The 24,625-nt window shown below is 66.4% G+C and carries 23 protein-coding genes and 1 pseudogene; 16 read left to right on the top strand and 8 right to left on the bottom strand.

Going from position 1 to position 24,625, the window contains the following annotated elements:
* Positions 1-96: 96 nt before the first annotated feature.
* Entirely contained in the window at positions 97-1,008 is a 912-nt protein-coding gene (locus tag AC0IYS_RS17735; RefSeq protein WP_471706416.1) for a LysR substrate-binding domain-containing protein, read from the top strand.
* A gap of 7 nt (positions 1,009-1,015) precedes the next feature.
* Here AC0IYS_RS17735 and AC0IYS_RS17730 read toward each other — a convergent pair whose 3' ends face one another.
* Positions 1,016-1,912 carry a LysR family transcriptional regulator gene (locus AC0IYS_RS17730; RefSeq protein WP_471706415.1) on the bottom strand — a complete coding sequence of 299 codons (897 nt, stop codon included), beginning with the start codon at positions 1,910-1,912 and terminating at the stop codon, positions 1,016-1,018.
* 117 nt (positions 1,913-2,029) lie between these two features.
* Here AC0IYS_RS17730 and AC0IYS_RS17725 point away from each other — a divergent pair, with 117 nt between their 5' ends.
* Positions 2,030-2,899 (top strand): SDR family oxidoreductase, encoded by an 870-nt coding sequence (locus AC0IYS_RS17725; protein ID WP_471706414.1) that lies wholly within the window; start codon positions 2,030-2,032, stop codon positions 2,897-2,899.
* A 70-nt stretch (positions 2,900-2,969) separates the two neighbouring features.
* Here the strand turns inward: AC0IYS_RS17725 and AC0IYS_RS17720 are convergent, their stop codons facing one another.
* Positions 2,970-3,665 (bottom strand): hypothetical protein, encoded by a 696-nt coding sequence (locus tag AC0IYS_RS17720; RefSeq protein WP_471706413.1) that lies wholly within the window; start codon positions 3,663-3,665, stop codon positions 2,970-2,972.
* 303 nt (positions 3,666-3,968) lie between these two features.
* On the opposite strand from AC0IYS_RS17720, the gene AC0IYS_RS17715 reads away from it, so the two are divergent.
* From AC0IYS_RS17715 to AC0IYS_RS17685, 7 genes are all read left to right on the top strand, one after another.
* Positions 3,969-7,214 carry an efflux RND transporter permease subunit gene (locus AC0IYS_RS17715; RefSeq protein ID WP_471706412.1) on the top strand — a complete coding sequence of 1,082 codons (3,246 nt, stop codon included), beginning with the start codon at positions 3,969-3,971 and terminating at the stop codon, positions 7,212-7,214.
* Positions 7,204-8,367 carry an efflux RND transporter periplasmic adaptor subunit gene (locus AC0IYS_RS17710; RefSeq protein ID WP_471706411.1) on the top strand — a complete coding sequence of 388 codons (1,164 nt, stop codon included), beginning with the start codon at positions 7,204-7,206 and terminating at the stop codon, positions 8,365-8,367. Before AC0IYS_RS17715 ends, AC0IYS_RS17710 begins: the two co-directional genes overlap by 11 nt.
* The gene (locus AC0IYS_RS17705) at positions 8,364-9,800 is read left to right on the top strand and encodes an efflux transporter outer membrane subunit (RefSeq protein ID WP_471706410.1); all 1,437 of its coding nucleotides are present in this window, start codon (positions 8,364-8,366) and stop codon (positions 9,798-9,800) included. The genes AC0IYS_RS17710 and AC0IYS_RS17705 overlap by 4 nt, the downstream gene beginning before the upstream one ends.
* 118 nt (positions 9,801-9,918) lie before the next feature.
* Positions 9,919-11,973 carry a TonB-dependent receptor gene (locus AC0IYS_RS17700; protein WP_471706409.1) on the top strand — a complete coding sequence of 685 codons (2,055 nt, stop codon included), beginning with the start codon at positions 9,919-9,921 and terminating at the stop codon, positions 11,971-11,973.
* A gap of 15 nt (positions 11,974-11,988) precedes the next feature.
* The gene (locus AC0IYS_RS17695) at positions 11,989-12,186 is read left to right on the top strand and encodes a DUF1289 domain-containing protein (RefSeq protein WP_471706408.1); all 198 of its coding nucleotides are present in this window, start codon (positions 11,989-11,991) and stop codon (positions 12,184-12,186) included.
* 112 nt (positions 12,187-12,298) lie between these two features.
* Positions 12,299-12,640 (top strand): type II toxin-antitoxin system HicB family antitoxin, encoded by a 342-nt coding sequence (locus tag AC0IYS_RS17690; protein WP_471706407.1) that lies wholly within the window; start codon positions 12,299-12,301, stop codon positions 12,638-12,640.
* Positions 12,641-12,670: 30 nt separating this feature from the next.
* The gene (locus tag AC0IYS_RS17685) at positions 12,671-13,576 is read left to right on the top strand and encodes a LysR family transcriptional regulator (RefSeq protein ID WP_471706406.1); all 906 of its coding nucleotides are present in this window, start codon (positions 12,671-12,673) and stop codon (positions 13,574-13,576) included.
* 37 nt (positions 13,577-13,613) lie between these two features.
* Here AC0IYS_RS17685 and AC0IYS_RS17680 read toward each other — a convergent pair whose 3' ends face one another.
* From AC0IYS_RS17680 to AC0IYS_RS17670, 3 genes and pseudogenes are all read right to left on the bottom strand, one after another.
* Positions 13,614-14,543: an alpha/beta fold hydrolase gene (locus AC0IYS_RS17680; RefSeq protein WP_471706405.1), complete on the bottom strand. Its 930-nt coding sequence runs from the start codon at positions 14,541-14,543 to the stop codon at positions 13,614-13,616.
* Positions 14,531-14,866 (bottom strand): 3-isopropylmalate dehydratase small subunit, encoded by a 336-nt coding sequence (locus AC0IYS_RS17675; RefSeq protein ID WP_471706404.1) that lies wholly within the window; start codon positions 14,864-14,866, stop codon positions 14,531-14,533. The genes AC0IYS_RS17680 and AC0IYS_RS17675 overlap by 13 nt, the downstream gene beginning before the upstream one ends.
* A pseudogene (locus tag AC0IYS_RS17670) lies at positions 14,866-15,624 on the bottom strand (aconitase family protein). The gene AC0IYS_RS17675 and the pseudogene AC0IYS_RS17670 overlap by 1 nt, the downstream one beginning before the upstream one ends.
* Positions 15,625-15,917: 293 nt before the next feature.
* Here AC0IYS_RS17670 and AC0IYS_RS17665 point away from each other — a divergent pair.
* Together AC0IYS_RS17665 and AC0IYS_RS17660 are read left to right on the top strand one after the other, a co-directional pair.
* Positions 15,918-16,598, top strand: a complete 681-nt coding sequence (locus AC0IYS_RS17665) for a type 1 glutamine amidotransferase domain-containing protein (protein ID WP_471706403.1) — start codon at positions 15,918-15,920, stop codon at positions 16,596-16,598.
* 113 nt (positions 16,599-16,711) lie between these two features.
* Positions 16,712-17,482, top strand: coding sequence for an alpha/beta fold hydrolase (locus tag AC0IYS_RS17660; protein WP_471706402.1), 771 nt, complete (start codon positions 16,712-16,714; stop codon positions 17,480-17,482).
* A gap of 9 nt (positions 17,483-17,491) precedes the next feature.
* Here AC0IYS_RS17660 and AC0IYS_RS17655 read toward each other — a convergent pair whose 3' ends face one another.
* Positions 17,492-18,430 (bottom strand): LysR substrate-binding domain-containing protein, encoded by a 939-nt coding sequence (locus AC0IYS_RS17655; RefSeq protein ID WP_471706401.1) that lies wholly within the window; start codon positions 18,428-18,430, stop codon positions 17,492-17,494.
* Positions 18,431-18,551: 121 nt separating this feature from the next.
* Here AC0IYS_RS17655 and AC0IYS_RS17650 point away from each other — a divergent pair, with 121 nt between their 5' ends.
* The gene (locus AC0IYS_RS17650) at positions 18,552-19,565 is read left to right on the top strand and encodes a zinc-dependent alcohol dehydrogenase family protein (RefSeq protein ID WP_471706400.1); all 1,014 of its coding nucleotides are present in this window, start codon (positions 18,552-18,554) and stop codon (positions 19,563-19,565) included.
* Here the strand turns inward: AC0IYS_RS17650 and AC0IYS_RS17645 are convergent.
* Positions 19,559-20,188, bottom strand: coding sequence for a pyridoxamine 5'-phosphate oxidase family protein (locus AC0IYS_RS17645; RefSeq protein ID WP_471706399.1), 630 nt, complete (start codon positions 20,186-20,188; stop codon positions 19,559-19,561). The genes AC0IYS_RS17650 and AC0IYS_RS17645 overlap by 7 nt on opposite strands.
* 60 nt (positions 20,189-20,248) lie before the next feature.
* On the bottom strand, positions 20,249-21,406 hold the full coding sequence (locus AC0IYS_RS17640) for an FAD-dependent oxidoreductase (RefSeq protein ID WP_471706398.1): 1,158 nt from the start codon (positions 21,404-21,406) through the stop codon (positions 20,249-20,251).
* 312 nt (positions 21,407-21,718) lie between these two features.
* Here AC0IYS_RS17640 and AC0IYS_RS17635 point away from each other — a divergent pair, with 312 nt between their 5' ends.
* Genes AC0IYS_RS17635 through AC0IYS_RS17620 form a run of 4 tightly spaced genes read left to right on the top strand, consistent with a single transcriptional unit; the run spans position 21,719 to position 24,622 of the window.
* Positions 21,719-22,945, top strand: a complete 1,227-nt coding sequence (locus AC0IYS_RS17635) for a SpoIIE family protein phosphatase (protein ID WP_471706397.1) — start codon at positions 21,719-21,721, stop codon at positions 22,943-22,945.
* A gap of 11 nt (positions 22,946-22,956) precedes the next feature.
* On the top strand, positions 22,957-23,514 hold the full coding sequence (locus AC0IYS_RS17630) for a SiaB family protein kinase (protein WP_471706396.1): 558 nt from the start codon (positions 22,957-22,959) through the stop codon (positions 23,512-23,514).
* A gap of 5 nt (positions 23,515-23,519) precedes the next feature.
* Entirely contained in the window at positions 23,520-23,900 is a 381-nt protein-coding gene (locus AC0IYS_RS17625; protein ID WP_471706395.1) for a DUF1987 domain-containing protein, read from the top strand.
* Complete coding sequence (locus tag AC0IYS_RS17620; protein WP_471706394.1) at positions 23,897-24,622, top strand: GGDEF domain-containing protein; 726 nt, start codon at positions 23,897-23,899, stop codon at positions 24,620-24,622. The genes AC0IYS_RS17625 and AC0IYS_RS17620 overlap by 4 nt, the downstream gene beginning before the upstream one ends.
* Positions 24,623-24,625: the final 3 nt, after the last annotated feature.

Raw genomic sequence — 24,625 nt, 5'->3', positions numbered from 1 at the left:
ACCCCCTCCGTTTGTGTGAAAAGACAGCATAACGTTGCGGGTTGTTGAGATAAACTAGGTAATCGTTTAAAAGGTATCAACCAGAGGTTAATAATCATGGGCGTGCACGACCTTTTCGATGGCATCAGCGTGTTCCTCGCGGTGGCCGAACACAAGAGCTTCACCACTGCGGCACAGGTCTTGGGCGTCAGCACGGCGGCGGTCAGCAAAAGCGTGCGCCAGCTCGAGCAGCGCCACGCCGTCGTGTTGTTCCAGCGGACCACGCGGCGCGTCGGGCTGACCGAGACCGGCGCCGCGCTCTATGAGCGACTGCGTCCGTCGAGTCTCGACATCGCCGACGCACTGACAAGTTTGCACGATCATCGCGAGCGACCGAGCGGCATCCTGCGGATCACGGCCTCGCATGTCGTCAACGAGCGCGTCCTGGCCGGCCTGGTACCGCGCTTTCGTCTTGCGTATCCCGACGTCACGCTCGACATCGACAGCAATGACGGATTCGTGGACCTGATCGCAGAGGGGTACGACGCCGGAATACGCCTGGACAGCGCGGTAGAAAAAGACATGCTGGCGGTGCGCATGACACCGCCGGTGACGTGGTCGGTCGTCGCCACGCCGGGCTATTTCGCGCGGCATGGGCGTCCGTCGACGCCAGCCGAGTTGACCGGTCACGAAGCCATCCGCTATCGTTTCGCCGCCTCCGGGCGCATGCACCACTGGGAGTTCCGCGAAGGCCGGCGCCACTTCACGGTCGATGTCACGGGCCGCGTGGTCGTCAACAGCCGTGCGATGCTCGTCGCCATGGCCCGTCAGGGAATGGGGCTGGCGTTTGTCTCCGACATGGAAGTTGGCGCCCATGTGGCGGCCGGGGAGCTGGAGGCCACTCTGCAAAGCTTCATTCCGCCCGATCAGGGCCTGTACCTGTATTTTCCGGCCCGGTCGCAGTCGCAGCCGAAAATGAAGGCGCTGCTCGACACGATCAACCAGTGGCGTGACGCCACGGCCATGTAGCGCGTCTTTAGCGCACCGATATGAAGGCGGCCAGCTCTTCCGGCGTGCCGGCAGGAAAAGCTTCCCTTAAATAGCCGAGGAAAGCGGACACGCGGGCACTCATCAATCGCCTTGAAGGGTAGAGCACCCACAGGGCGACATCCGGTCCATCGACATCGCCCCAGGCCACCAGAGAGCCTGAGGCCAGGTCACCGATCACCAATGACAATGGCAGGCGCGCGGCGCCGGCGCCCAGCCGAACGGCGTCGCGCACCATGAAGTGCGATGACAAGCGCAGCACCGTTTCGATGGCGACGGTGGATTTCCCCGTCGGCGCCGCCAGACTCCAGACTTCGCTCTTGTCGGCCGTGCCGCGCACCACGGCGGGGACGGCTGACTTGTCTTGGGGGCGATGCAGATCCGGATGCGCCACCACCACCAGTCGATCGCGCAGGAAGATCCGGCCAACCAGACTTTCATCGGGGTCCGGGTTGACCCGGATCACCAGGTCATAGCCTTCCTCGACCATGTCGACGGGACGGTCCTCCGTCGTCACCTCCAGCCGTACCCGGGGATATTTCATCGCGAAGCCGGCGGCCAGCTTGCCCATGGCGGCGTGTGAAAAAAGCAGCGGCGCGCTGATCCGCAACCTGCCTTGCGGCGTCTCGCCGCCCGATACGATCGCCGCCACCGTTTCATCGACCTCCGCCAGTAAAGCCCAGGTGCGCTCATGCAGCGCGCGACCCTCCTCAGTCAGTTTCAGCGAATTCGCGCCGCGTTCGAGCAGGCGCAGGCCGAGACCGGCCTCCAGTTCCGCGACCCGCCGCGACAGCGTGGCTTTCGGGCGGCCGGTGGCCCGGGCGGCCCGTCCAAATCCTCCATGGCGGGCGACAAGGTTGAAATCGGTGAGTGCAAGCAGGTCCATGTGTTCCACCAGTGAGACGAGGTGTCCCATTATGGCATCTATCGGGCCATGTTCGGTACGACTACTATGGAACTGTCTTCCAAACAAAGCCTTTCAACCCAACCAAGGAGCATTACCATGACTATCCTCGTTACCGGTGCGACCGGCCGTGTCGGCCGCCAAGTTGTCCAGCAACTCGTTTCCCGTGGTGCCAACGTGCGCGTCCTCGTCCGCGATCCGTCGAAGGCCGATTTCCCCTCCAGCGTGGAGATCGTGAAGGGCGACCTGCTCGACATCGACTCGCTGCGCAGCGCCTTCAAGGGCGTGGGCACGCTGTTCCTGCTCAACGCGGTGGCCGGCGACGAATTCACCCAGGCGCTGATCACCTTGAACATTGCCCGCGAATCGGGCGTCGAGCGGCTGGTCTACCTGTCGGTGCTGCACAGCGACCGCTTCGTCAACGTGCCGCACTTCGCGGTCAAGCTGGGCGCGGAGCGGATGATCGAACAGATGGGCTTTAGCGCCACCATCCTGCGGCCGTCGTATTTCATCGACAATGAGCACATGGTCAAGGATGTCATCTTCCAGCACGGCGTGTACCCGATGCCGGTCGGCGGCAAAGGCGTTGCCATGGTCGATGCCCGCGACATCGCCGAAGTCGCCGCGATCGAGTTGATCCGCCGCGACCGGGCGCCTGGCAAGCTGCCGATCGACACCATCAACCTGGTCGGGCCGGACACGCTCACCGGCGAGGGCGTGGCGGCGATCTGGTCCGAGGTGCTGGGCCGTCCGGTGGTCTACGGCGGCGACGACCCGACCGGCTTCGAGCAGAACCTGGCGACCTTCATGCCGAAATGGATGGCCTACGAAATGCGCCTGATGGCGGAGCGGTATGTCAGCGATGGCATGATTCCCGAGGCTGGCGACGTCGAGCGCCTGACGAAGCTGCTGGGCCGTCCGCTCCATTCCTACCGCAACTTCGCACGGGAAATCGCGCCGGCAGCATGATCGCCGGCCGGGTTGCCGGGCCGCTGTGCTCGAGGGCGGTCCGGTTCTTCAGCGACCGGTGCCAGCCCGCTCAGTGCAGCAACCGGAATCCAATCCCGGTTATCGCAATGGCCGTGCCGCCCACCAGCGGAATCAGCACGCCGGCGACGCCCGCCAGCGTTGCAGGCTGCACACGCCTTGTCGTCCGAAGATCGTAGCCGATCGCCAGCAGTATCAGCAAAAGCATGCCGGCGATCGCAAACGCCGGCGCGAATGCGAGGCCAAGGCCGATGACCGGCCAGAAGGCGAAGCGCGCGAACGCCGGACCGATGATGGCAACGGAGGCGAACAATATGAGCCGATGGTGGGCCACATGCCTGCGCCGCAGGGCGACGCCGGCGGCCACCAGCATCACGAACGATGCCAAGCTCATGAAATTGGCCCACACGAACATGTTTTCCGGACTGCTTGCCGACTCTATCTCGAGCGCCACGCGCATGTTGACCGCGATGCCGCTCGCCACCGTCGCCAGGACCACGGGGACGGCCAGCCACGCAATTGTCCTGTGCCACCGGCGCTGTTGTTTCAGCACCAGCGCGCCCTGGACCACCGTCAGGACGAACCACAGTGTCAAGGCGATGCCGTGCAGCAGCAACAGGGTGCGAATCGGGCGCTCGGTGAACAGCACGCGTAGATAAAAGGTTCGGCCGAAGCCGACCAGCACGATGGCAAGGAAGGCCGCGTGCGCGATGAGAAAAGCCTTCGTTTCCTTCGAACGGGAATCCATGTGGGCTCCTCGGGGTGGATGTGCAAAACATCGATGGCCCCTTTGCCGCTTTGACTGGCCTGGGCCGCAAGCCGTCTTCGATGCCGATTCTAGCCCAGCTGGAAGCGCGCGGCCAGACGCCTAAGGAAATATACACCCGCCATTGCGCACCAAAGCCTTGACCTCTGCGCCCATCCGCACGGTTACCTTGATACATAGTAGAAACAATTCTTGGACCGTAAATAACGATAAAACGGCTAAAATTGATTCACTAATGTAGCATTGCCCGGCCTTCGTGGCCGGCCGGTCGTCCCTGGGGGTGTTGTGTTAATCGATATTGTCCGCGTGGCGCTTCGGCGTCCCTATACGTTTGTGGTCATGGCCTTGCTGCTGCTGATCGCCGGTCCGCTGGCGGCGCTGCGCACGCCGACCGACATTTTCCCCGACATCAAGATCCCCGTGATCGCGGTGGCGTGGCAGTACACCGGCCAGCCGCCCGACCAGATGGCCGGCCGCGTGTCGACCCTGTTCCAGCGCGCGCTGACCACCACCGTCAACGACATCGAGCACATCGAGGCCAACACCTACACCGGCGTGAGCATCGTCAAGATCTTTTTCCAGCCCGGCGTCAACGTGGCGGTGGCCAACGCCCAGGTGACGGCGATCTCGCAGGCGCTGCTCAAGCAGATGCCGGCCGGGATCACGCCGCCTTTGATCATCAACTACAACGCCGCCACCGTGCCGATCCTGCAAGTGGCGCTGTCGGGCAAGGGCCTGTCGGAACAGCAGCTGTCCGACCTGGGCACCAACACCGTGCGCACGCCGCTCGTCAGCGTGCCGGGCGCGGCGATTCCGCTGCCGTATGGCGGCAAGCAGCGGCAAGTGCAGATCGACGTCGACCCGGCGCCGCTGCAGGCGCGCGGGCTGTCGGCGCAGGACATCGCCAACGCGCTGGCGGCGCAGAACGTGCTGACCCCGGTCGGCACGCAGAAAATCGATACGCTCGAATACACGATCCAGCTCAACAGCGCGCCGTCGGCCATCGCCGACCTGGCGCGCCTGCCCGTCAAGGTGGTCAACGGCGCCACCATCTACCTGGGCGACATCGCCAACGTCCACGACGGCAATGCGCCGCAGACCAACGTGGTGCACGTCGACGGCAGCCGCTCGGTGCTGATGTCGGTGCTCAAGAACGGTTCGGCCTCGACCCTGGCCATCGTCGACGGCGTGCGCGCGAAAATCGATACGCTCAAGGCCGGCTGGCCGGACGCGCTGACGGTCACGCCGATCAACGACCAGTCGGTGTTCGTGCGCGCCGCCATCAAGGGCGTGGCGTCGGAGGGCGTGATCGCCGCCGCGCTGACGTCGCTGATGATCCTGCTGTTCCTCGGCAGCTGGCGCTCGACCATCATCATCGCCGTGTCGATTCCGCTGTCGATCCTCGGCTCCATCGTGGCGCTGTCGGCCATCGGCGAGTCGCTCAACCTGATGACCCTGGGCGGGCTGGCGCTGGCCGTCGGCATCCTGGTCGACGACGCCACCGTCACCATCGAAAACATCAACTGGCACCTGGAGCAGGGCAAGTCGGTGGAAAACGCCATCCTCGACGGCGCCGCGCAAATCGTCACGCCGGCCTTCGTTTCGCTGCTGTGCATCTGCATCGTGTTCGTGCCGATGTTCTTCCTCGACGGCGTGTCGCGCTTCCTGTTCGTGCCGATGGCCGAGGCGGTGATCTTCGCCATGGTCTGCTCGTTCATCCTGTCGCGTACCCTGGTGCCGACCATGGCCAACTACCTGCTCACGCCGCACGACACCGGCGAGGGCCATGCCCACGCCCACGGCGGCCACGGCGCGCCGCCGCCGTCGGGCAATCCGCTGGTGCGCTTCCAGCGCGGCTTCGAGGCGCGCTTCGAGAAGGTGCGCGCCGGCTATATGGACATCCTGCAGTCGGCCATCGGCAACCGGCCGCCGTTCGTCATCGGCTTCCTGCTGGTGGTGGCCGCGTCGTTCGTGCTGGTGCCTTTCCTGGGCAGTAACTTCTTCCCGTCGGTCGATTCCGGCCAGGTGCTGATCCACGCGCGGGTGCCGGTCGGCACCCGCATCGAGGAAACCGCCGCGCGCTTCGCCCGCATCGACCAGGCGATTCGCCGCGTGATTCCGGCCAGCGAGATCGTCACCATGACCGACAACATCGGCATGCCGGCCAGCTCGATCAACATGGTCTACAACAACACCGGCATGATGGGCGCGCAGGACGGCGACTTCCAGATCGCGCTGGGCGAAGGGCACGCACCCACCGCCGGATACGTGCGCAAGCTGCGCAAGGTACTGCCGGAGGAATTCCCTGACACCACGTTCTCGTTCCCGCCGGCCGATATCGTCGGCCAGATCCTGAATTTCGGTTCGCCGGCGCCGATCGATGTGCAGATACGCGGCGGTAAGATCGCCGACAACTACGTCTACGCCGAGAAGCTGCTCAAGCGCATCCGCGCCATTCCCGGCGTGGCCGACGCCCGCATCCAGCAATCGAACAAGGCGCCGGTGTTCAATGTCGAGGTCGACCGGGGGCAGGCGCAGCAACTGGGCCTGACCACGCGCGACGTCACCAACAGCATGGTGGTCAACCTCGCCGGCTCTTCGCAGGTGGCGCCGACCTTCTGGCTCAATCCGGCCAACGGCGTGAGCTACCCGATCGTCATGCAGACGCCGCAACCGCAGCTCGATTCGCTGTCGGCGCTGGCCAACCTGCCGGTCGGCAACGGCGCCACCACCGGCGGCGCCACCCTGGGCGGCGTGGCCCGCTTCGAGCGCGGCACGGCGTCGGCGCTGGTGAGCCAGTACGACATCGCGCCGATGGTGCAGATCTACGCCACCACGCAGGACCGCGACCTCGGCGCCGTCGCCAAGGACATCAACCAGCTGCTAGCCGAGACCAAGGCCGAGCTGCCGAAGGGCGCGTCGGCGCAGATGCTGGGCCAGGTCAAGACCATGGACCGGGCCTTCTCCGGCTTGCTGTTCGGTCTGCTCGGCGCGGTGGTGCTGATTTACTTCCTGATCGTCGTCAACTTCCAGTCGTGGCTCGACCCGGCGGTGATCGTCTCGGCGCTGCCGGCGGCGCTGGCCGGCATCGTCTGGATGCTGTTCGCCACCAACACCACGCTGTCGGTGCCGGCGCTGACCGGCGCCATCATGTGCATGGGCGTGGCCACCGCCAACTCGGTGTTGGTGATCTCTTTCGCGCGCGAACGACTCGACGAACTGGGCGACGCCACCGCCGCCGCGCTGGAGGCGGGCTCGGTGCGCTTCCGTCCGGTGCTGATGACCGCGCTGTCGATGATCATCGGCATGCTGCCGATGGCGCTTGGGCTGGGCGACGGCGGCGAGCAGAACGCGCCGCTGGGGCGTGCCGTCATCGGCGGCCTGATCTTCGCCACCACCGCCACCTTGCTGTTCGTGCCGGTCGTGTTCAGCATCGTGCACAAAAAACACGCGCCCGGGACCAAGGCCTCGCCGACCCCGCCGCCGCACCATGACCAACCTGTTTCCGGAGCACCCGTCCATGCCAACTAAAACCACCCGTATGGGGCACAAGCCAATGTTCTTCGGGCTGATCGTGCTGGCCGCCGCGCTGGTCGCGGCCGGCGTCATCAGCCGCCGTTCGGAAGCGCAACAAGTCAAGGAAGCCAGCGCGCCGCTGGTGCCGGCCGTCAGCATCCTGCCGGCCGGGCAAATGGCCGGCGCCTCGATCGACCTGTCGGCCCGCATCGAGCCGTGGGCGAGGGCGCCGATCTATGCGCGCGTCAGCGGCTATCTGAAAAACTGGAAGGTCGACATCGGCGCGCCGGTCAAGGCCGGCCAGACGCTGGCCGACATCGAAACCCCGGACCTCGACCAGCAGCTGCTGCAGGCGAAGGCCGAACTGGCCAGCGCGCGCAGCAACCTGACCCTGGCCACCAGCACCGCCAAGCGCTGGCAGGGATTGCTGGAGGCGGACGCCGTCTCGCGCCAGGAATCCGATGAAAAGGCCGGCGACCTGGCGGCCAAGCGCTCGGCCGTCAACGCCATGCAGGCCAACGTCGACCGCGTGCAGGCGCTGCAGCGCTATACCCGCCTGGTGGCGCCGTTCGACGGCGTGGTCACCGCGCGCAACACCGACGTTGGCGCGCTGATCAACGTCGGCGGCACGCCCGGCAGCGAGCTGTTCGTGGTATCCGACATCAGCCGCCTGCGCGTGTACGTTAACGTGCCGCAGCGCCAGGTGGCCGCCATCAAGGTCGGCGACCAGGCCGAGCTGACGGTGCCCGAGCGCGCCGGCAAGGTCTACACGGCCACCGTGCAGTCGCTGTCGCAGGCCATCAACGCCAACTCCGGCGCCATGCTGGTGCAGCTGGCGGTGCGCAACGACAGCCGTGAACTGCTGCCGGGCGGCTATGCGTCGATCCATTTCGACGCGCCGCTGTCGAGCGGAGCGCTGAGCATTCCGCCGAGCGCGCTGATCTTCAACAAGGGCGGCACCCAGGTGGCCGTGCTGGGCAAGGACAATCGCGTGCTGGTCAAACGGATCACCGTCGGCCGCGACCTCGGCAACGCGGTCGAAGTCGCGGCCGGCCTCGACAAGGGTGAGCAGGTGATCGCCAACCCGCCCGACGGCGTCGCCACCGGCGACCTGGTGCGCGTGGCGGCCACCGCCGGCCCTACCAACAACGCCAAGGCCAAACCGTGAAGATCCTTTACGCCACCACCCTGACGCTGGCCTTGGCGGCGTGCGCCGAGGCGCCGTTGCAGGCGCCGCCGGCGGTGCCGATGGCAGCCACCTTCCGCGACGTGCCGCCCGGCTGGTCCGCCGCCGGTGACCCGGCGCCTGCCTTGCCGGCCGACTGGTGGACCATGTACGCCGATCCGCAGCTGGACCAGCTCGAACGGCAGCTGATCGCCAACAGCCCGGACCTGGCCAGCGCGCTGGCGCGCTACCGCCAGGCGCAGGCCGCCACCGGCGTGCTGCGCGCGGCGCAATCGCCTACCTTGGGCGCGTCGCTCAACGGCCAGCGCTTGCGCCAGTCCGATATGAAACCGTTGCGCGGCGCCACCTCGCCCAGCCAGTACGACAGCGGCACGCTGGAATTCGACCTCGGCTACGAAATCGACCTGTGGGGCCGCATTGGCAAGCAGGTCAGCGCCGGCGTGGCGCAGGAGCGCGCCGCAGACGCCGACCTGGCCGCCGCGCGCCTGTCGCTGCAGGTGCAACTGGCCGACACGCTGCTGGCCCTGCGCGGCGCCGACGCCGACCTCAAGCTGCTGCGCGAGACCGAAGTGGCCTACCAGCGCCAGGCCGATCTCATCACGCGGCGCCACGACGGCGGCAGCGCCTCGGGCCTGGATCTGGCGCGCGCCGAGACCCAGCTCGAATCGGCCCGTTCATTGCTGCGCCAGCGCCAGGCGCAGCGCAATGTACAGGAGCACGCGATCGCCGCGCTGGTCGGCGCCAACGCCGCCGACTTCGCGGTGGCGCCGGCCGGCGACGGCTTCGCCACCCCGGCGCTGCCGCTGGGCCTGCCGTCGCAGTTGCTGCAACGCCGGCCGGACATCGCCGCCGCCGCAGCGCGCGTGGCCGCCGCCAGCGACCAGGTGGGCGTGGCGCGCGCGGCGCTGTTCCCGTCGCTGACCCTGAACGCGGCGGGCGGTTTCCAGTCCAGCGATTTCGGCCGCTTCGCGCAGGCCTCGAACCTGTTCTGGGCGGTCGGTCCCACTTTGGCGGTCAGCCTGCTCGACGGCGGCAAACGCAAGGCGCAGATCGCCAACGCCGAGGCGGTGCTCGACGAAGCGGGGCAGCGCTATCGCTCGGTGGTGCTGACCGCGTTCCAGCAGGTGCAAGACCAGCTGTCATTGCTGACCAACTACGACGAGGCGGCCAAGTCCGACCATCTGGCGGCGGCCGCCGCCAAACGCGCGCTGGACCTGGCCAAGAAACGCTACGATCAGGGCGCGGCCAGCTACCTCGATGTGGTGACGGCGCAAACCGCCTATCTGCAGTCGGCCCGCAGCGAACTGGATTTGACGACACGCTACCGCCAGGCCGGCGTGCAGCTCGTCAAAGCGATCGGCGGCGGCTGGTCGGCGGGCCAGGTGCTGGACAGGAAGTCGCGCGGCGGATCATAAGCCGGCGGGATCATCAACAGGGGGAAGTCTCGCTTATTGCAAAAGACTTGCAATAGTGCAGCGTGCGTGTATACTTCCACGCGGCGCCGCCTTTGTGATTTCTCCACTGAAGATTCCTATGAAACGAAAACTCCTGCCGCTGGCCATCGCCTCGGCCATGCCCTTTATGAGCGCCAGCGCCCAGTCCGACGACACCGCCATCACGATTGGCCAGGTCCACATCAGCGGGCAGCGCCTCGCCGGGCCGCTGCTGAGCAACCGCGTGCTGACGTCGGTCGACATCCTCGGCGCCGACAAGGTCGAGGACAAGAACGTGGGCAACAGCTGGGAGCTGGTCGGCCAGCTGCCGGGCGTCCAGCTCACCGAAACCCGCATGGGCGCCGAGTCCGGCAAGGCCACGTTCCGGGCCTTCAACGGCGAGGGCTACATCAACGGCATCAAGGTGTTGATCGACGGCGTGCCGAGCAACGTCAACAGCGGCAACCAGCGCTTCATCGACATGATCTTCCCGCTCGAGGTCGACTATATCGAGGTGGTGCGGGGCACCAACGACCCGCGTTACGGCCTGCACAATATTGGCGGCAACATCAACTTCGCCACCCGCCAGGGCGGCAATTACGTCGATAGCCGGTTCACCTACGGCAGCTTCGACACCCGCGAGGCGCAGGTGGCGATCGGCCGCGAGAGCGACGGCTTCGCGCAAAACTATATGCTGGCCAAGCAGGATTCGGGCGGCTATCGCGATCACAGCGATAGCGACAAGTACTCGCTCGGCGCCAAGTGGTTCCTGACGTCGCCCGGCAAGGAGGTCAAGGCCGGACTGATCGTGCGTGCCTACAAGCACGACGCCGAAGAGCCGGGGTTCCTGACCGCCAAACAAATAGCCGAAGACCGCCGCCAGTCGCCCGCAAAGAACGCCAACGACACCACCGAGCGCGAGATGCGCCATGCCAGCGCACACCTCGACTGGCAGATGACGCCGGATGCTTTCCTCAGCAGCAAGCTTTACTACAACAGCTATGCGGACGATCGCCGCGTGACCTTCACCAGCAATCCCGCCGGCACCGCGCCCCGGCAGCGCCGCCTGTGGGACGAGGATCAATACGGCTTCCTGAGCACCTTGACCTGGCGCGCCGACGACAAGCTCGTCATCGACGGCGGCGTCAACGCGGAACACCAGGACAACCGCTACCGCCGCCAGCGCTACAGCTTCGGCGTGCCCACCAACTTCGGCACGCCGGCCCAGATCCAGAACAACGACATCTATACGCTCGATAACTTTGGCGCCTACGTCCAGGCGATTATCAAGCCGTTCGAGTCGCTCAAGATCGTGCCCGGCTTCCGCACCGATAAATTCTCCGGCAGCTCGAAAGTCAGGACGGTGGGCGTCAAGTCCGACCTGCAGGACTACGGCTGGATCGAACAACCGAAGTTGAGCATGGTGTACAACCCGGCCGCCAATGTCAGCCTGTACGGCAATTGGGGACGCACGTTCCAGGTCCTGACCGGTTCGGGCGGGCCGGCTTATCTGGTCGCGAACCAGGCCACCTTCGCGCCGTCGATCAACACCGGCAAGGAACTCGGCGTCAAGTTCAAGCCGCTGCAAGGGTCGGAAATGCGCCTGGCCGTCTGGCGCCAGGACGCCACCGGCGAAGTCGCCAATATGCCGGCCACCGGCACCACGGTCGGCCTGGGCGAAACCCGCAGGCAGGGCGTCGACATCCAGCTATCCACGCACGCGACCGACAAGCTCGATTTCTGGCTTTCGCACTCGCTGCAAAAGGCCGAAGTGACCAGCGCGTTCACGGCCGATGGCGTCTCGCTGGCCGGCAAGGAAGTGTTTTCCACGCCGCGCCATATCAGCAACGCCGGCGCCGAGTATCGCCCCTCGGACAAATGGCGTGTGGGCCTGCAGGGCAGGGCGCAGGGCGACTACTTCATCGACAGCCCGAACACGCGCGGCAAGTTCGGCGGCTTCGTCCTGTTCGACGCCAGCGTGCGCTACGCGGTGTCGAAGCGCGTAAGCATCGATGTCCAAGTCAAAAACCTGGCCGATCGCCAGTATGCGTATGCGTGGTACGACAATTTCTTCTGGCCGGCCGCCGACGCGCAGCCGATGTTTTCTCCGGGACCCGGGCGCGCCGCGTATATTTCGCTCAACCTGAAGATGTAATGCTCAAGGTTATACATGGCACTTAAGTCTCCCTGCACCGGCGTGTGCGAATTCGACGGTCGAACCGGCTACTGCTCGGAGTGCCTGCGCACGCTCGAGGAGGCGCGCGACTGGAAGAAAATGACGGATCACAAGCGCCACCAGATCGTCAACGACAAGGCGCGGCGCGTGAAAAAACTGGCGAAGGTGGCCGGCGCGGCCAAGGACGAGTGACGTCGCGTCGAAGACCCTTGTATTTTTGATGGAATCCGTGTTTTTGCAGTTCTCCGAGCTCGGATTGATACCATTTTCTGCTACCATCGTTCCAAGAGAACGGAGTTAAGCCATGAGTATGCAGAATACGATGACCATCGGCGGCTACCAAGCTGTGATTGCTTTCGATCCTGAAATTCAAATGTTCCGCGGCGAATTTCTTGGGCTTAACGGAGGAGCGGACTTTTACGCTAAGGATGTCGAGGGACTGCAAAGGGAGGGTATGATTTCCCTAAATATTTTTCTCGAGGCTTGCGCTGCGGACGGCGTCGAACCGCGCAAACAATTTTCCGGCAAGTTCTCCCTGCGCGTCGATCCTTCGCTGCACGAGGCCGCGGCGCTCGCAGCCGCCGCCCACGGCAAGAGCCTGAATCAGTGGGTCGAGGACGTGCTGCGCCGGGCCGCCTTGGCCTGAACTGCGCGGATCACAAGGAACTTGTTCGGAATGGATGCCACCTGGCTGGAAGATTTTATCGCCGTCGTGCGCGAGGGCGGATTTTCCCGCGCCGCCGAGCGGCGCGCCATCAGCCAGCCGGCCTTCAGCCGGCGCATCGGCTGCCTGGAGGAGTGGGTCGGCACGCCGCTGTTCGAGCGCGCCGGCCGCGCGGTGCGGCTGACCGCCGCCGGCGAGCGCTTTACACCCTTCGCCGAGGAAATCCTGCGCCAGCTGGACACCGGCCGGCGCGACGCGCTCGGCGCCGCCCAGGCGTGCGTCGAGACGCTGCGCTTCGCCTCGACGCAGGCGTTGTCGATGACCTTCTTTCCGTCGTGGTTGCGCGCGCTCGAGGACAGGGCGCCGCTGGCGTCGCCGATCCAGCTGACCGCCGATACCATGCTGGGCTGCGAGCGCCTGATGGTCGATGGCGCGGCGCAATTCCTGCTGTGCCACGCGCATCCGGCGGCGCCGGGCAAGCTGTCGCCGGATCGCTTCCGCTCGGTGGTGCTGGGCGCGGACGCGCTGGTGCCGGTGGCCGCGCCGTCGCTGGCCGGCGCCGACGCGTTGCGCGACGGGCCGCACCTGGCGTACACGCCGTCGTCGGGCATGGGCCGCATCCTGCGCGCGGCATGGGACGAGGGGCGCCGCGCGCCGCTGGGCGAGCCGGTGTTTTCGTCGCACCTGGCGACCGTGCTGGTGATGATGGCGCGCGAGGGACGCGGCGTGTCGTGGTCGCCGCTGAGCCTGGTGGCCGACGACCTCGCGAGCGGCCGGCTGGTCAGGCTGGGCGGTGCCGCCGACGAGGTGCGCATCGAAATCCACTTGTTCCGGCCGCGCGCGCGGCAGGTGCGCGCCGCCGAGCGCTTCTGGGAGCAGGTCGTCGCGCACGGTTGCTGGGCGCCGCCGGCGCCGTGATCGCCACCGCCCCAGTGCGCAGCGCACTGGGGCGCTTTTAGTCCGGGTCCGCCAGGAACCGCTCCAGCTCCTCCAGCACTTCCAGCGGCCGCTCCTCCTGCAGCGTGTGGCCGCAGTCGAGCGCGCGGCCGCGCACGTCGAGCGCTTTCTCGCGCCACGTCGCCAGCACGTCGTACAGGGCGCCGACGGTGCCTTTGCCCCCCCACAGGGCCAGCACCGGCACGGCCAGCCTTGCGTCGGCGTCGGCGGCGTCATGCTCCAGGTCAATGTCGGCCGCCGCCCGGTAGTCCTCGCAGATCGCGTGGCGGGTGCGCGGATCGCGGTAGCAGCGCAGGTATTCGGCGAAGGCCTCCGGCTCGGTGGCGCCGGCCGTCTTGTTCTGGCCGTCGATGTGCGTGCGCAGGAAAAACTCCGGATCGGCGTCGATCAGCCGTTCCGGCAGTGGATACGGCTGGATCAGGAAGAACCACCAGAAATAGCGGGTGGCGAAGGCCTTGTCGGTGCGCGCGTACATGGTGGCGGTGGGAGCGATGTCGAACAGCGCCAAGCGGGTGACGGCCTGTGGGAAGTCCAGCGCCAGCCGGTGGCCGACCCTGCCGCCCCGGTCGTGGCCGGCGAGCGCGAACCGTTCCAGGCCGAGCGCCGTCATCAGCGCGACCAGGTCGGCCGCCATGGCCCGCTTGGAGTAGTTGACATGTCGCGCGCCGCCATCGGGCTTGCCGCTGTCGCCGTAGCCGCGCAGGTCGGGCGCGACCACCGTGTGGCGCCGCGCCAGCGCCGGCGCCACCTTGCGCCAGGTGACGTGGGTTTGCGGATGGCCGTGCACCAGCAGCAGCGCCGGGCCGGCGCCGGCGATGGCGAAGCGGATCGTCACGCCCGACGGGGCGGCGAAGTCGTAGAGCGCGTGGCCGTCGAGGAAGGGTGAGGGGCCGCGTGGCGTGAAGGGCGCCGACGTCAAAGAAACCATGGATGTGCCTTGAAATGTCTGTTTTGGAACGCGACGATCTCGTCGCGCAGGGTCAACGTTTGGCCGACGGCGTCCAGTCCGCGCATCAGCGCCTCCCTGCGCACGGCGTCGATCTCGAAGCCGATTTTAACGTTGCCCGCGCTGATGGTCTGCCGTTCGAGGTCGACCGTCAACAGATTTGTCGCGGCGTCTTCGGCCAGGGCCGCCAGCATGGCGACGACGTCGGCCGGCAGGGAGACCGCCAGCAGCCCGTTGCGCGCGCAATTGTCGAAGAAGATGCCGGCGAAGGTGGTGCCGATGACGGCGCGCACGCCGTATTGCATCAAGCCCCAGACGGCGTGCTCGCGGCTCGAGCCGCAGCCGAGCGATGGATCGTGATCGACGCCATCGCCTGGCCCGCCTGCAGCCCCATGTAGTCGAGCGCGCGCTGCATGTCGCGCCGGCGTGCCGGGTCCGCAGCCTCGGCGGGGTCGGGCACGCGTTCGTCGATGCGTACCGCCTGGTCCGGGCTGGTGCCCCAGGTGACCATCGGCGCGATGTCGGCGGCCGGCAGGACGACCTCGCCGTCGAATTTGGCCCCGGGGTCGCTGTGCAGGCCTTTCCAGGCGTCCTGGGCGGCGTCCCACAGTGCGCCTTGCGGCGCGCGCGGGCGCCCGTGCAGATACTCGACGACCTTCTCGTCGGGCGCGATCAGCGCGCCGCGCGCGCCGCACTCGACGGCCATGTTACAGATCGTCATGCGCGCCTCGACGCCGAGCGCGCGGATCGCCGTGCCCTCGAACTCGATGGCGTAGCCGGTGGCGCCCGAGGCGCCGATGCGCTCGACCAGCGCCATGATTACGTCCTTGGAGCGCACGCCCGGCCCCAACCGGCCCTCCACCGTCACGCGCATGGTCTTGAGGCGTTTCTAGGCCAGCGTTTGGGTGGCCAGATAATGCTCGATGTCGGAGGTGCCGATGCCGAAGCCGAGCACGCCGAGGGCGCCGTAGGTGGTGGTGTGGCTGTCGCCGGCGGCGATCACCATGCCCGGCAGCACCGCCGTGTGGCTGTCGACCAGCTTGTCGTAGAGCGTTCTTACCATGATGGTTATCTTGGCCTTGTTGTTGGTGGTAGGGATCAGCAGCAATTCTAACGACGCCGCGTGCCGTCCTGCCATGCAAAGATCGAATCCAACCATCCGATTATTGCAATCATCAAACTTTTTAAAATAGTTGTAGACGACCGGTCTAATCGATGATAAAGTTCTTCACATGGACGGACCGAACGGCACACAGAAACGCCCCCGGGTCTGTTTTTTTCAAACTGCTTATAGACGACTGGTCTATTAGCGAAGATGGTATGCACAGTAAATTAACTTAACTTTGGAGAACTAACATGAAAAAAGTACTGATGGTTTTGACTTCGCACGACACCCTGGGCAACACCGGCCGCAAAACCGGCTTCTGGCTCGAGGAACTGGCCGCCCCGTATTACACCTTCAAGGATGCCGGCGTCGAAGTCGTGCTGGCATCGCCACTGGGCGGCCAGCCGCCGCTGGATCCGAAGAGCAACGAGCCATCGTTCCAGACCGAGCAGACGCGCCGCTTCGAAGCCGACGCCGCCGCGACCGCCCAACTGGCGGCCACCGTGCGCCTCGACAGCGTCAACCAGGCCGACTTCGATACCGTCTTCTATCCGGGCGGCCACGGCCCGCTGTGGGATCTGGCGGAAGACCGCAACTCGATCGCCTTGATCGAATCGTTCCTGGCCGCCAACAAGCCCGTCGCGCTGGTTTGCCATGCGCCCGGCGTACTGCGTCATGTTCAAACGCCGGCTGGCCGTCCGCTGGTCGAGGGCAAAAAGGTCACCGGCTTCACCAACACCGAGGAAGAGGGCGTTGGCCTGACCAACGTGGTGCCGTTCCTGGTCGAGGATGAGCTGATCGCCAAGGGCGGCGTCTACTCCAAAGGCCCGGACTGGGGTTCGTACGTGGTCCGCGACGGCCTGCTGATCACCGGCCAGAACCCGGCCTCGTCGGCGGAAGCGGCAGCCCTGTTGCTGACGCAAATCGCTTAAGCGGCATGGCGGCGCGACGGCCACCCGGCCGCGCGTCGCCAGTGCGGCGGTCGCCATAACACCTTGAACGCTATGACCTTCCTTTTATTTCTATTTCCTTTTGGAGACGCACCATGAAAACCGTTACCCGCATCGCCGCTGCACTCGCCATCGCTTTCGCCGCCGGCACCGGCACCGCCGCCATGGCCGCGCCGGTCAAGCCGCCGGTCAAGAACATCGTTTTAGTCCATGGCTTCTTCGCCGATGGTTCCGGCTGGCAGGGCGTGGCCGACATCCTCACCAGGGACGGCTACAACGTCGCCGTCGTGCAGCAGCCGGAAACGTCGCTGGCCGACGACGTCAAGGCGACGGCGCGCGCGGTCGACGCCATGAACGGCGACAGCATCCTGGTGGGCCACAGCTATGGCGGCGTGGTCATCACCGAGGCGGGCAACAATCCCAAGGTCGCGGGCCTGGTGTATGTGGCCGCCTTCGCGCCGGACGTCGGCGAAAGCCTGCTCGATCTGGTCAAGAAAACGCCGCCGGCCAGCGAGGCGATCAAGGCCAGCGCCGATGGTCATCTGTATTTCGAGCCATCGCTGTTCCACGCGGACTTCGCCGCCGATCTGCCGGCCGCCACCGCGCGCTTCATGGCCATGTCGCAGGTGATGCCGGCTGTGCAAACGGCGGGGACGGCGGTCACGCAGGCCGCCTGGAAAACCAAGCCGAGCTGGGCGATCGTGTCGACCGCCGATCGCACCGTCAACCCGGACCTGGAACGGTACATGGCCAAGCGCGCCAGCAGCACGACCGTGGAGATCAACGGCAGCCACGCGGCCTTTATCGCCCGTCCCGCCGACGTCGCCAAGGTGATCGAGCAGGCCGCCGCCAAGGTTGGGCACTAATCGCGTGGACTACAACCTGGCCTGCGCCGTTGAGGCGATCGACCAGCGCGCGGTGGCGATGCTTTGCGCGACGAGGTCGATCGCGACCCGCGTCCGGGTGGGCAGATGCGGTGATTCCGGCCAGATCAGATGAATCTCCTCAAGCCTGCTTGCCATCCCGGGCATCAGATTGACCAGCTCGTTTCTCTCGAGCGCTTCGGCCACCAGCCATTCGGGTAGCCATGCGACGCCTTGCCCGGCCAGCGCCGCGTTGAGCATGGCGCCGAGATCGTTCAGGCCTAATCTGGCCGGCGGCACCAATTCCATCGGCGTGCCGTCGGCACGAAGAAATTGCCAAATGTGCAAATGGCCATCGCGGCTGTAGACGATCGCTTCATGCCGGGCGAGATCGTCGGGCGTGGCCGGCACGCCGTGCCGTTCGACATAGGCAGGCGAGGCACAGACCACGTAGCGGCTCAGGGCGATGCGCTGCGTTTGCAGGCCGGTGACGACGCCGACGGGGCCATTTCGGATGGCCAGGTCCATGCCGGCGTCGATGAGATCGACAACGGTGTCCCGGAAATCGAGTTCGAGCGAAAGTTCGGGATTGGCAGCCGCCAGGCCCATCAAGATCGGCGCGACCCACATGCGCCCGAACAGCACCGGCATGGTGACCCGCAGGCGGCCACTGACGGTTTTGCGCCCCGTTTCCAGCCGGGCTTTCCCGGACTGCAACGCGGCAATCGCGTGTTGGCAGTGCTCGTAAAAAATCTGGCCGTCGTCGGTCAGGCTCTTGCTGCGGGTGGTCCGCTGGAACAGCCTGACGTTTAAGCGCTCCTCGAGCCGCGCCACCGCCTTGCCCACGGCCGAGCGCGACAAGTGCAAGCGCCTGGCCGCGTCGGCGAAGCTGCCGGCTTCCACCACCGCCACAAAGGCGGGCACATCGTTAAACAAATCGATCGTGGTCATTGTAGATTTTGAGGAGACAATAAGGGGAAATAATATCATTAGCGTCGCCTGTGGGTGGCGTTATACAGTGGCGACAGCTGGCAACCGCCAGTATGTCATCCACCAAACAGGAGAATTACCCATGAAGGCTTATGAACTGACATCAGGCAAGGGCGTCGACTCGCTGCGCATGGTCGAGCGCGCGGAAGGCCCGCTGGGACCGCACGAAGTGCGCGTCAAGTTGGCCGCGGCGGCGCTCAACTACCGGGATGTAATGATCGCCGAAGGCACTTATTATTCGGCCGGCGAGGTCGTGGTGCCGCTCAGCGATGGCGTCGGGCGGGTCGTCGAAACCGGCTCGGCCGTGACGCGGGTGAAGAACGGCGATCGCGTCATCCTCGGTTTCTGGCCCGACTGGGTCGACGGCCCCATCACGCCCGGCAAGGTGGCGCGCTCGTTCGGCGCGCAGCTTGCCGGCACGCTGGCCGAGGCGGTAGTCGCCGATGAACACGCACTCGTCATCGCGCCGGACAGCTTGTCGGACCCCGAGGCGGCAACCGTCGCCTGCGCCGGCCTGACCGCCTGGAACGCGTTGTTCGCGCGCGGCGCGCTCAAGCCCGGGGCGACGGTGCTGCTGCTGGGCACCGGCGGCGTCTCCTTGTGGGCGCTGCAATTGGCGCTGGCCGCGCGCTTACGGCCGATCATTATCTCGTCGAGCGATGAAAAGCTGGTGCGTGCGAAAAAAATGGGCGCTGTCGCCACGATTAACTACAGCGCCACGCCCGAGTGGCAGCAGGAGGTCCGGCGCCTCACCGATGGGGTTGGCGTCGATCTGGTGATCGAGGTCGGTGGGCAGGGCACCATGCGCCGTTCGGTTGAGGCGACACGGATGGGCGGCGCCGTGGTGGTGGTGGGCGCCAGGGCCGGTGCGGCCGGGGACGGCGTCGAACCGGGCGCGCTGATCGGCGGCGCCAAGACGCTCGCCGGCATCATGGTGGGCAGCCGGGCGATGCTGGAGGACCTGGTGCGCTTTATCGACGTCGCCGGCGTGCGTCCCGTGATTGACACGCGCTTTGCGTTCGAGCAGGCGGGCGACGCTTTCCGCCGCGTGCAGGCAGGCGCGTTCGGCAAGGTGGTCATCGATATCACTCAATAAAGCGTGGTGCGCTGGCGGGCCGGCAACTCGGCGTCGTACTTGCCGCCATCGATAGCGTTGTCGCTGAGGGCGGCAAGGATGGCGCCGGGGCTCGGCAGCGCGGTGTCGCGCATGGCCGCCGCCGGATCCCACAGGCGCGAGCGCAAGACCGCGCGGGCGCATTGAAAGAAGACCGACTCCACCTTGATCACCAGCACGCATTTTGGCGGATTGCCGTTGATGGCGAACCGCTCCAGCAATGCGGGCACGGCGACGATGCTCGCGCGGCCCTGAACGCGCAACGTTTCGCCGTGCCCGGGAATGAGAAACAGCAGCGCGACGCGCGGATCGACGACCAGGTTGCGCAGGCTGTCGATACGATTGTTGCCGCGCCGCTCGGGCAGCAGCAGCGTCGTGTCGTCTTCCACGACAACGAAACCCGGGGCGTCGCCACGCGGCGACACATCAAGGCCGTCCGGGCCGTTGGTCGCCAGCACCGCGAAGGGCGAGGCGGCGATTAAAGTCGCGTAGTGGGGATGGATGTAAGCGGCTTCCTTGGCAATCGATGGCGCCGCCGGCGGCGCGAACAAGGCCTCGAGGTCGGCGATGGTCGTGATGGCGTGATGTGGCGGGTAGGCTGGCATGGGTCGTCCGGTCCGAGAAGGGCTCTCCATGGTCTCACAACGCCGCGATCGACGCGACGGCTAAACCGTTAAAAACAACTCGACGACGCTGCGGGGCGCCTCGGGTCCGAAAAAACGTTGATGGTTGCGCGCCGTTTGCGCGGCCACCGCTGCGCTGCGCGGGAACAGGGCCTGCTCATAGCTTGCCAGCGCGGCCTCGATATCGTCGGGATGGGCGCAGATCGCCTTGCCCAGCTCGGCGCCGTCATGGATCGCCAGGTTGGCGCCTTCGCCGGCAAAGGGCGACATCAAGTGGGCGGCATCGCCCAGCAGCGTGACACCGGCGACACGCTCCCACCGGTGGACGACGGGCAGCGCGTGGATCGGCCTGACAACCGGCGCGGCCTCGCCGTCGGTGATCAGCGCCCGCAGCGGCGCGGCCCAGTCCTTGAACTCGTCGGCGATGCGCGCCAGCGCTGCGGAGGGGTCACTAAAATCGATCATGTCGATCCATGCCTCGGCCCTGTTCAGCGCGATATAGGCGTGCAAGGTCCCGTTGGCGTAACGGTGCGCCAGAATGCCTTGCCCGGGCGCGACCGCCATCAGCGTTCCCCGGCCGACCGCCTCCGCGGTGGCCGGGTGCCGGGTATCGCCGTCGATCATGCTGGTCTCGATGAACGTGGTGCCGGTGTACGCCGGCAAGGCCGCCGAGAGCAGGGGGCGCACGCGCGACCACGCGCCATCGGCCCCCACCACCAGGTCGCACATCGCCGACGATCCATCGGCGAACACCAACGCCGTTCGCGCTCCGCCCGGACGCGCCGTCCCGGCGAGTTTGCGCCCCCAGCGGATGGCATCGGGCGGCAGCGATTCGATCAGGAGGCGGCGCAGCTCGCCCCGGTCCACCTCGGGTCTGGCGAGGCTGCCCAGCCCGGGCCTGTCGAGCAGGATATTGCCGTGTTTATCGACCACCCGCTTGGCGTCCTCGGCCGGCAGCACGATCCCGAGAAATTCCTCGTAAAGGCCGGCGTCCCTGAGTCCTTGCTGGCCGTTGTACTCGTGGATGTCCAGCAGGCCGCCCTGGGCACGGGCCCCGGGCGAGGCCTCGGCTTCGTAGATCGTCGCCGCGATGCCGTTGCGGTGTAAAACCCGGGCGAGCGTCAAGCCCCCCAGGCCGGCGCCGACGATGGCGATGCGGGCATGCGAACAGGGTTTAGATTTGGCGGGAGATGTGTTCATGGCGCGTTCCAATAAATACGTGCAGTCCCGGCAGGGACTGTTCGCAATACATTCCGACGGATGTCGGGGGAAACGCTGGCCGAGCCGGCAGGATTGCCGGTCGGCGTGTGCGCGGCCGCCTGCTCCAGCGGCGCGTGGGCCACTCGGTTCGGACGGCCGTTTTTCGCGGTCTTCGAGCGGCAATTATGGCATAGCTTGCGGCGATGGCAAAGCCGGGCGTCGCCATGCGAGGCACTTTCCCGGCTTGCCAATCCGGTCATAATGTTGTCACATTGAGTTGCTACCATGCATCTTTAATTGATTGGGTGAACTGTGGAATTCGACGCCTCCCGCCAGCATCTGCCGCGCTTCCGCCAATCGACGGCGGGCGACCTGTGCCGTGACACGGCGGCCGTCGTCGCCGACGCTTGCAACGCCGAGGTGCAGCAACTGTTCACCGACCGCCGCGACCTCATGAGTCTGCCGGTGCTGGACGGCGCCCGCCCGATCGGGCTCATCAGCCGCAACATCTTCATGTCGCAGATGTCCAAGCCCTTCTACCAGGAGTTGTACGGCAAGAAGAGCTGCATCGCTTTCATGGACAAGGAACCGCTGATCGTCGAGGCGTCGCTGAGCATCGAGGAGCTGACGTTCCGCGCCGTGGCCTCTGGCGAGAAGGCGCTGGCCGACGGCTTCATCATCACGCGCGGCGGCGAGCTGGCCGGCGTCGGCTTCGGGCTGCAGCTGATGAACGTGGTCGCCACCATGCAGGCCGAGCGCAACCGCCAGATCATGCACAGCATCGAATACGCCAGCGTCATCCAGCGCGCGGTGCTGCGGCCCTCGCGCGACGCGCTTGCCGCCATGGCCGACGCCCATCTCGAATGGCAGCCGCGCGACATCGTCGGCGGCGACTTTTACCTGGTCGAGCGGCATGCCGACGGCTGGTTCGTCGGGCTCGGCGACTGCACCGGCCACGGCGTGCCCGGCGCCTTCATGACCTTGATCGCCTCACAGGTGCTCAACCAGGCCTTGCCGCGCGTGGGCGCGCGCGATCCCGGCCGCCTGCTGCGGGAGGTCAGCGCCGGCGTCAAGGCCTTGCTGGGCCAGACGCATACGGGCCAGCGGCGCGCGGCGGCCGAATCGGACGACGGCCTCGACGCCGCCTTCCTGTGGTTCGAGCCGGCCAGCCGCCGGCTGCACTTCGCCGGCGCCCGCATCGCGCTGCACGTGCTGGCGCCGGGCGAGCCGCTGCGGGTGGTGGAGGGCGAACGGGCCGGCCTCGGCTACGTCGACACCGACCAGTCCCAGGAATGGCCGACCCACGTGCTGACCTTGGCGCCGGACAGCCTGCTGTTCGTCGCCAGCGACGGCTTGACCGACCAGATCGGCGGCGCCAAGGCGATCGCCTTCGGCAAGCGGCGCGTGCGCGAGTTGCTCGCCGCGTACGCTGGCGAGACCGCGCCACGCTTGGCCGCGTTGTTGCTGGAGGCGCTGGCGGAGTGGCAGGGCGAGCAGCCGCGCCGCGACGACCTGACTTTCTTTTGTTGCCGTCCTTGAGGAGTAGCGCCGTGTTGTACGAGGAGTTCGATGAGTTGTGGCAGGTGGCGCAAAAGCGCCACGTGATCTTTTTCTATGCCGGGTATTTCTCACAGCCGGTGGTGGCGGCCGTTTCCGAGACGATCCGCGCGCGCCTCGACAGCGCCGGCGCGGCCGGGCCGACCAGCCGCCGCATCTTCTCGGCCTTCGTCGAGATGGCGCAGAACATCATGCACTATTCGTCCGAGGCGCTGACCCCGGCCGACCAGCGCGACCGCCAGATGCGGCGCGGCTCGTTTTGCATCGGCGCCAGCGGCGACCAGTTCTTCCTGCTGTGCGCCAATCCGGTCATGAGCAATCAGGCGTTGGCGATCCAGACGCGGCTCGAATCGCTGCGCACCATGACGGTCGAGCAGCTCAAGGCCGCCTACAAGCAGGCGCTGCGCGCCGAAACGCCGGCCGACAGCAAAGGCGCGGGACTGGGCTTTCTGACGATGGCGCGCGAAGCGAGCGAACCGCTCGAATTCGAGTTCGTGCCGGCGGCGAACGACCCCGACACGACTATTTTTTGTATCAAAGCCATCATTTGAATGCCATGGACCCCTTATTTATCGCCGCCACGCCCACCTCGCCCGAAGTCGACTTCCGCTTCGCCGAGCACACCCTGTCGCTGAAAGGCGAGTCCTATCCTGAAAACGCGGCCGCTTTCTACGGCCCGGTGATCGAACAGTTGCGCCACTATCTGGCCGGGTGCGACGGCAGCAGCATCACCGTGCACGTCTCGCTGGCCTACTTCAACAGCTCGTCGACCAAGATGCTGTTCGCGCTGTTCGAGGCGCTCAACGACACGGCGCTGGCCGGCAACGAGGTGCTGCTCAACTGGTACCGCGACCCGGAGGATGACACCATCCTCGAATTCGGCGAGGAGCTGCGCGACGATTTCGCCGCGCTGCGCTTCCGCGACTGCCCGATATGATCAGCGCACCCATGGCGGCGGCCGAAGCCGCGCCCGATCTATTCGGCGCGGAGCAGCGCGCGCTCGACGCCGCGCGGCGCGCCTGCCATAGCCCGGGCGGCCACCTGTTGGCGCTGGGCGAGCTGGCCGCGCACTATGAGCGGCTGTTGCGCGAGAGCCGCCGCCTGGTCCAGCGCAGCGACCGCGCCGAGCGGCACCTGACCCAGCTCAACGCGCGCTTGCAGGAGATGGCCAGCCAGCTGGAATACCGCGCCAGCCACGATCCGCTGACCGGCGCGCTCAATCGCGGCGCCGTGATCGAACAGGCGCGCCGCTGCCTGGCGCAAGAGGACATGGTCCTGATCGTGCTCGACATTGATTTTTTCAAGCAGGTCAACGACACCTACGGCCATCCGGCCGGCGACACGGTGATTCAAACGGTGGTGCGTTGCCTAAAGACGCTGGCCGGCAGCCAAGCGGTCATCGGCCGCGTCGGCGGCGAGGAGTTTTCGGTCGTGTGGCCGGGGCTGACGCCGGTGCAGGGCCTGGCGCTGGGCGAACGGCTGCGCCAGGCCATCGAGGCAACCGGCTGGCCGGCGCCGATCGAGGTGGCCGTGACGGCCAGCGTCGGCGTCAGCTGGAACGAGCGCGGCAGCACGTTCGAACAGGCCTACAGCCGCGCCGACCAGGCGCTGTACCGCGCCAAGCGCCAGGGCCGCAACTGCGTGCGCATGGCCGACTGAAGG

The sequence above is a fragment of the Duganella sp. AC237 genome (genome assembly GCF_979254035.1).
This window is presented reverse-complemented; position numbering and strand designations above follow the sequence as displayed.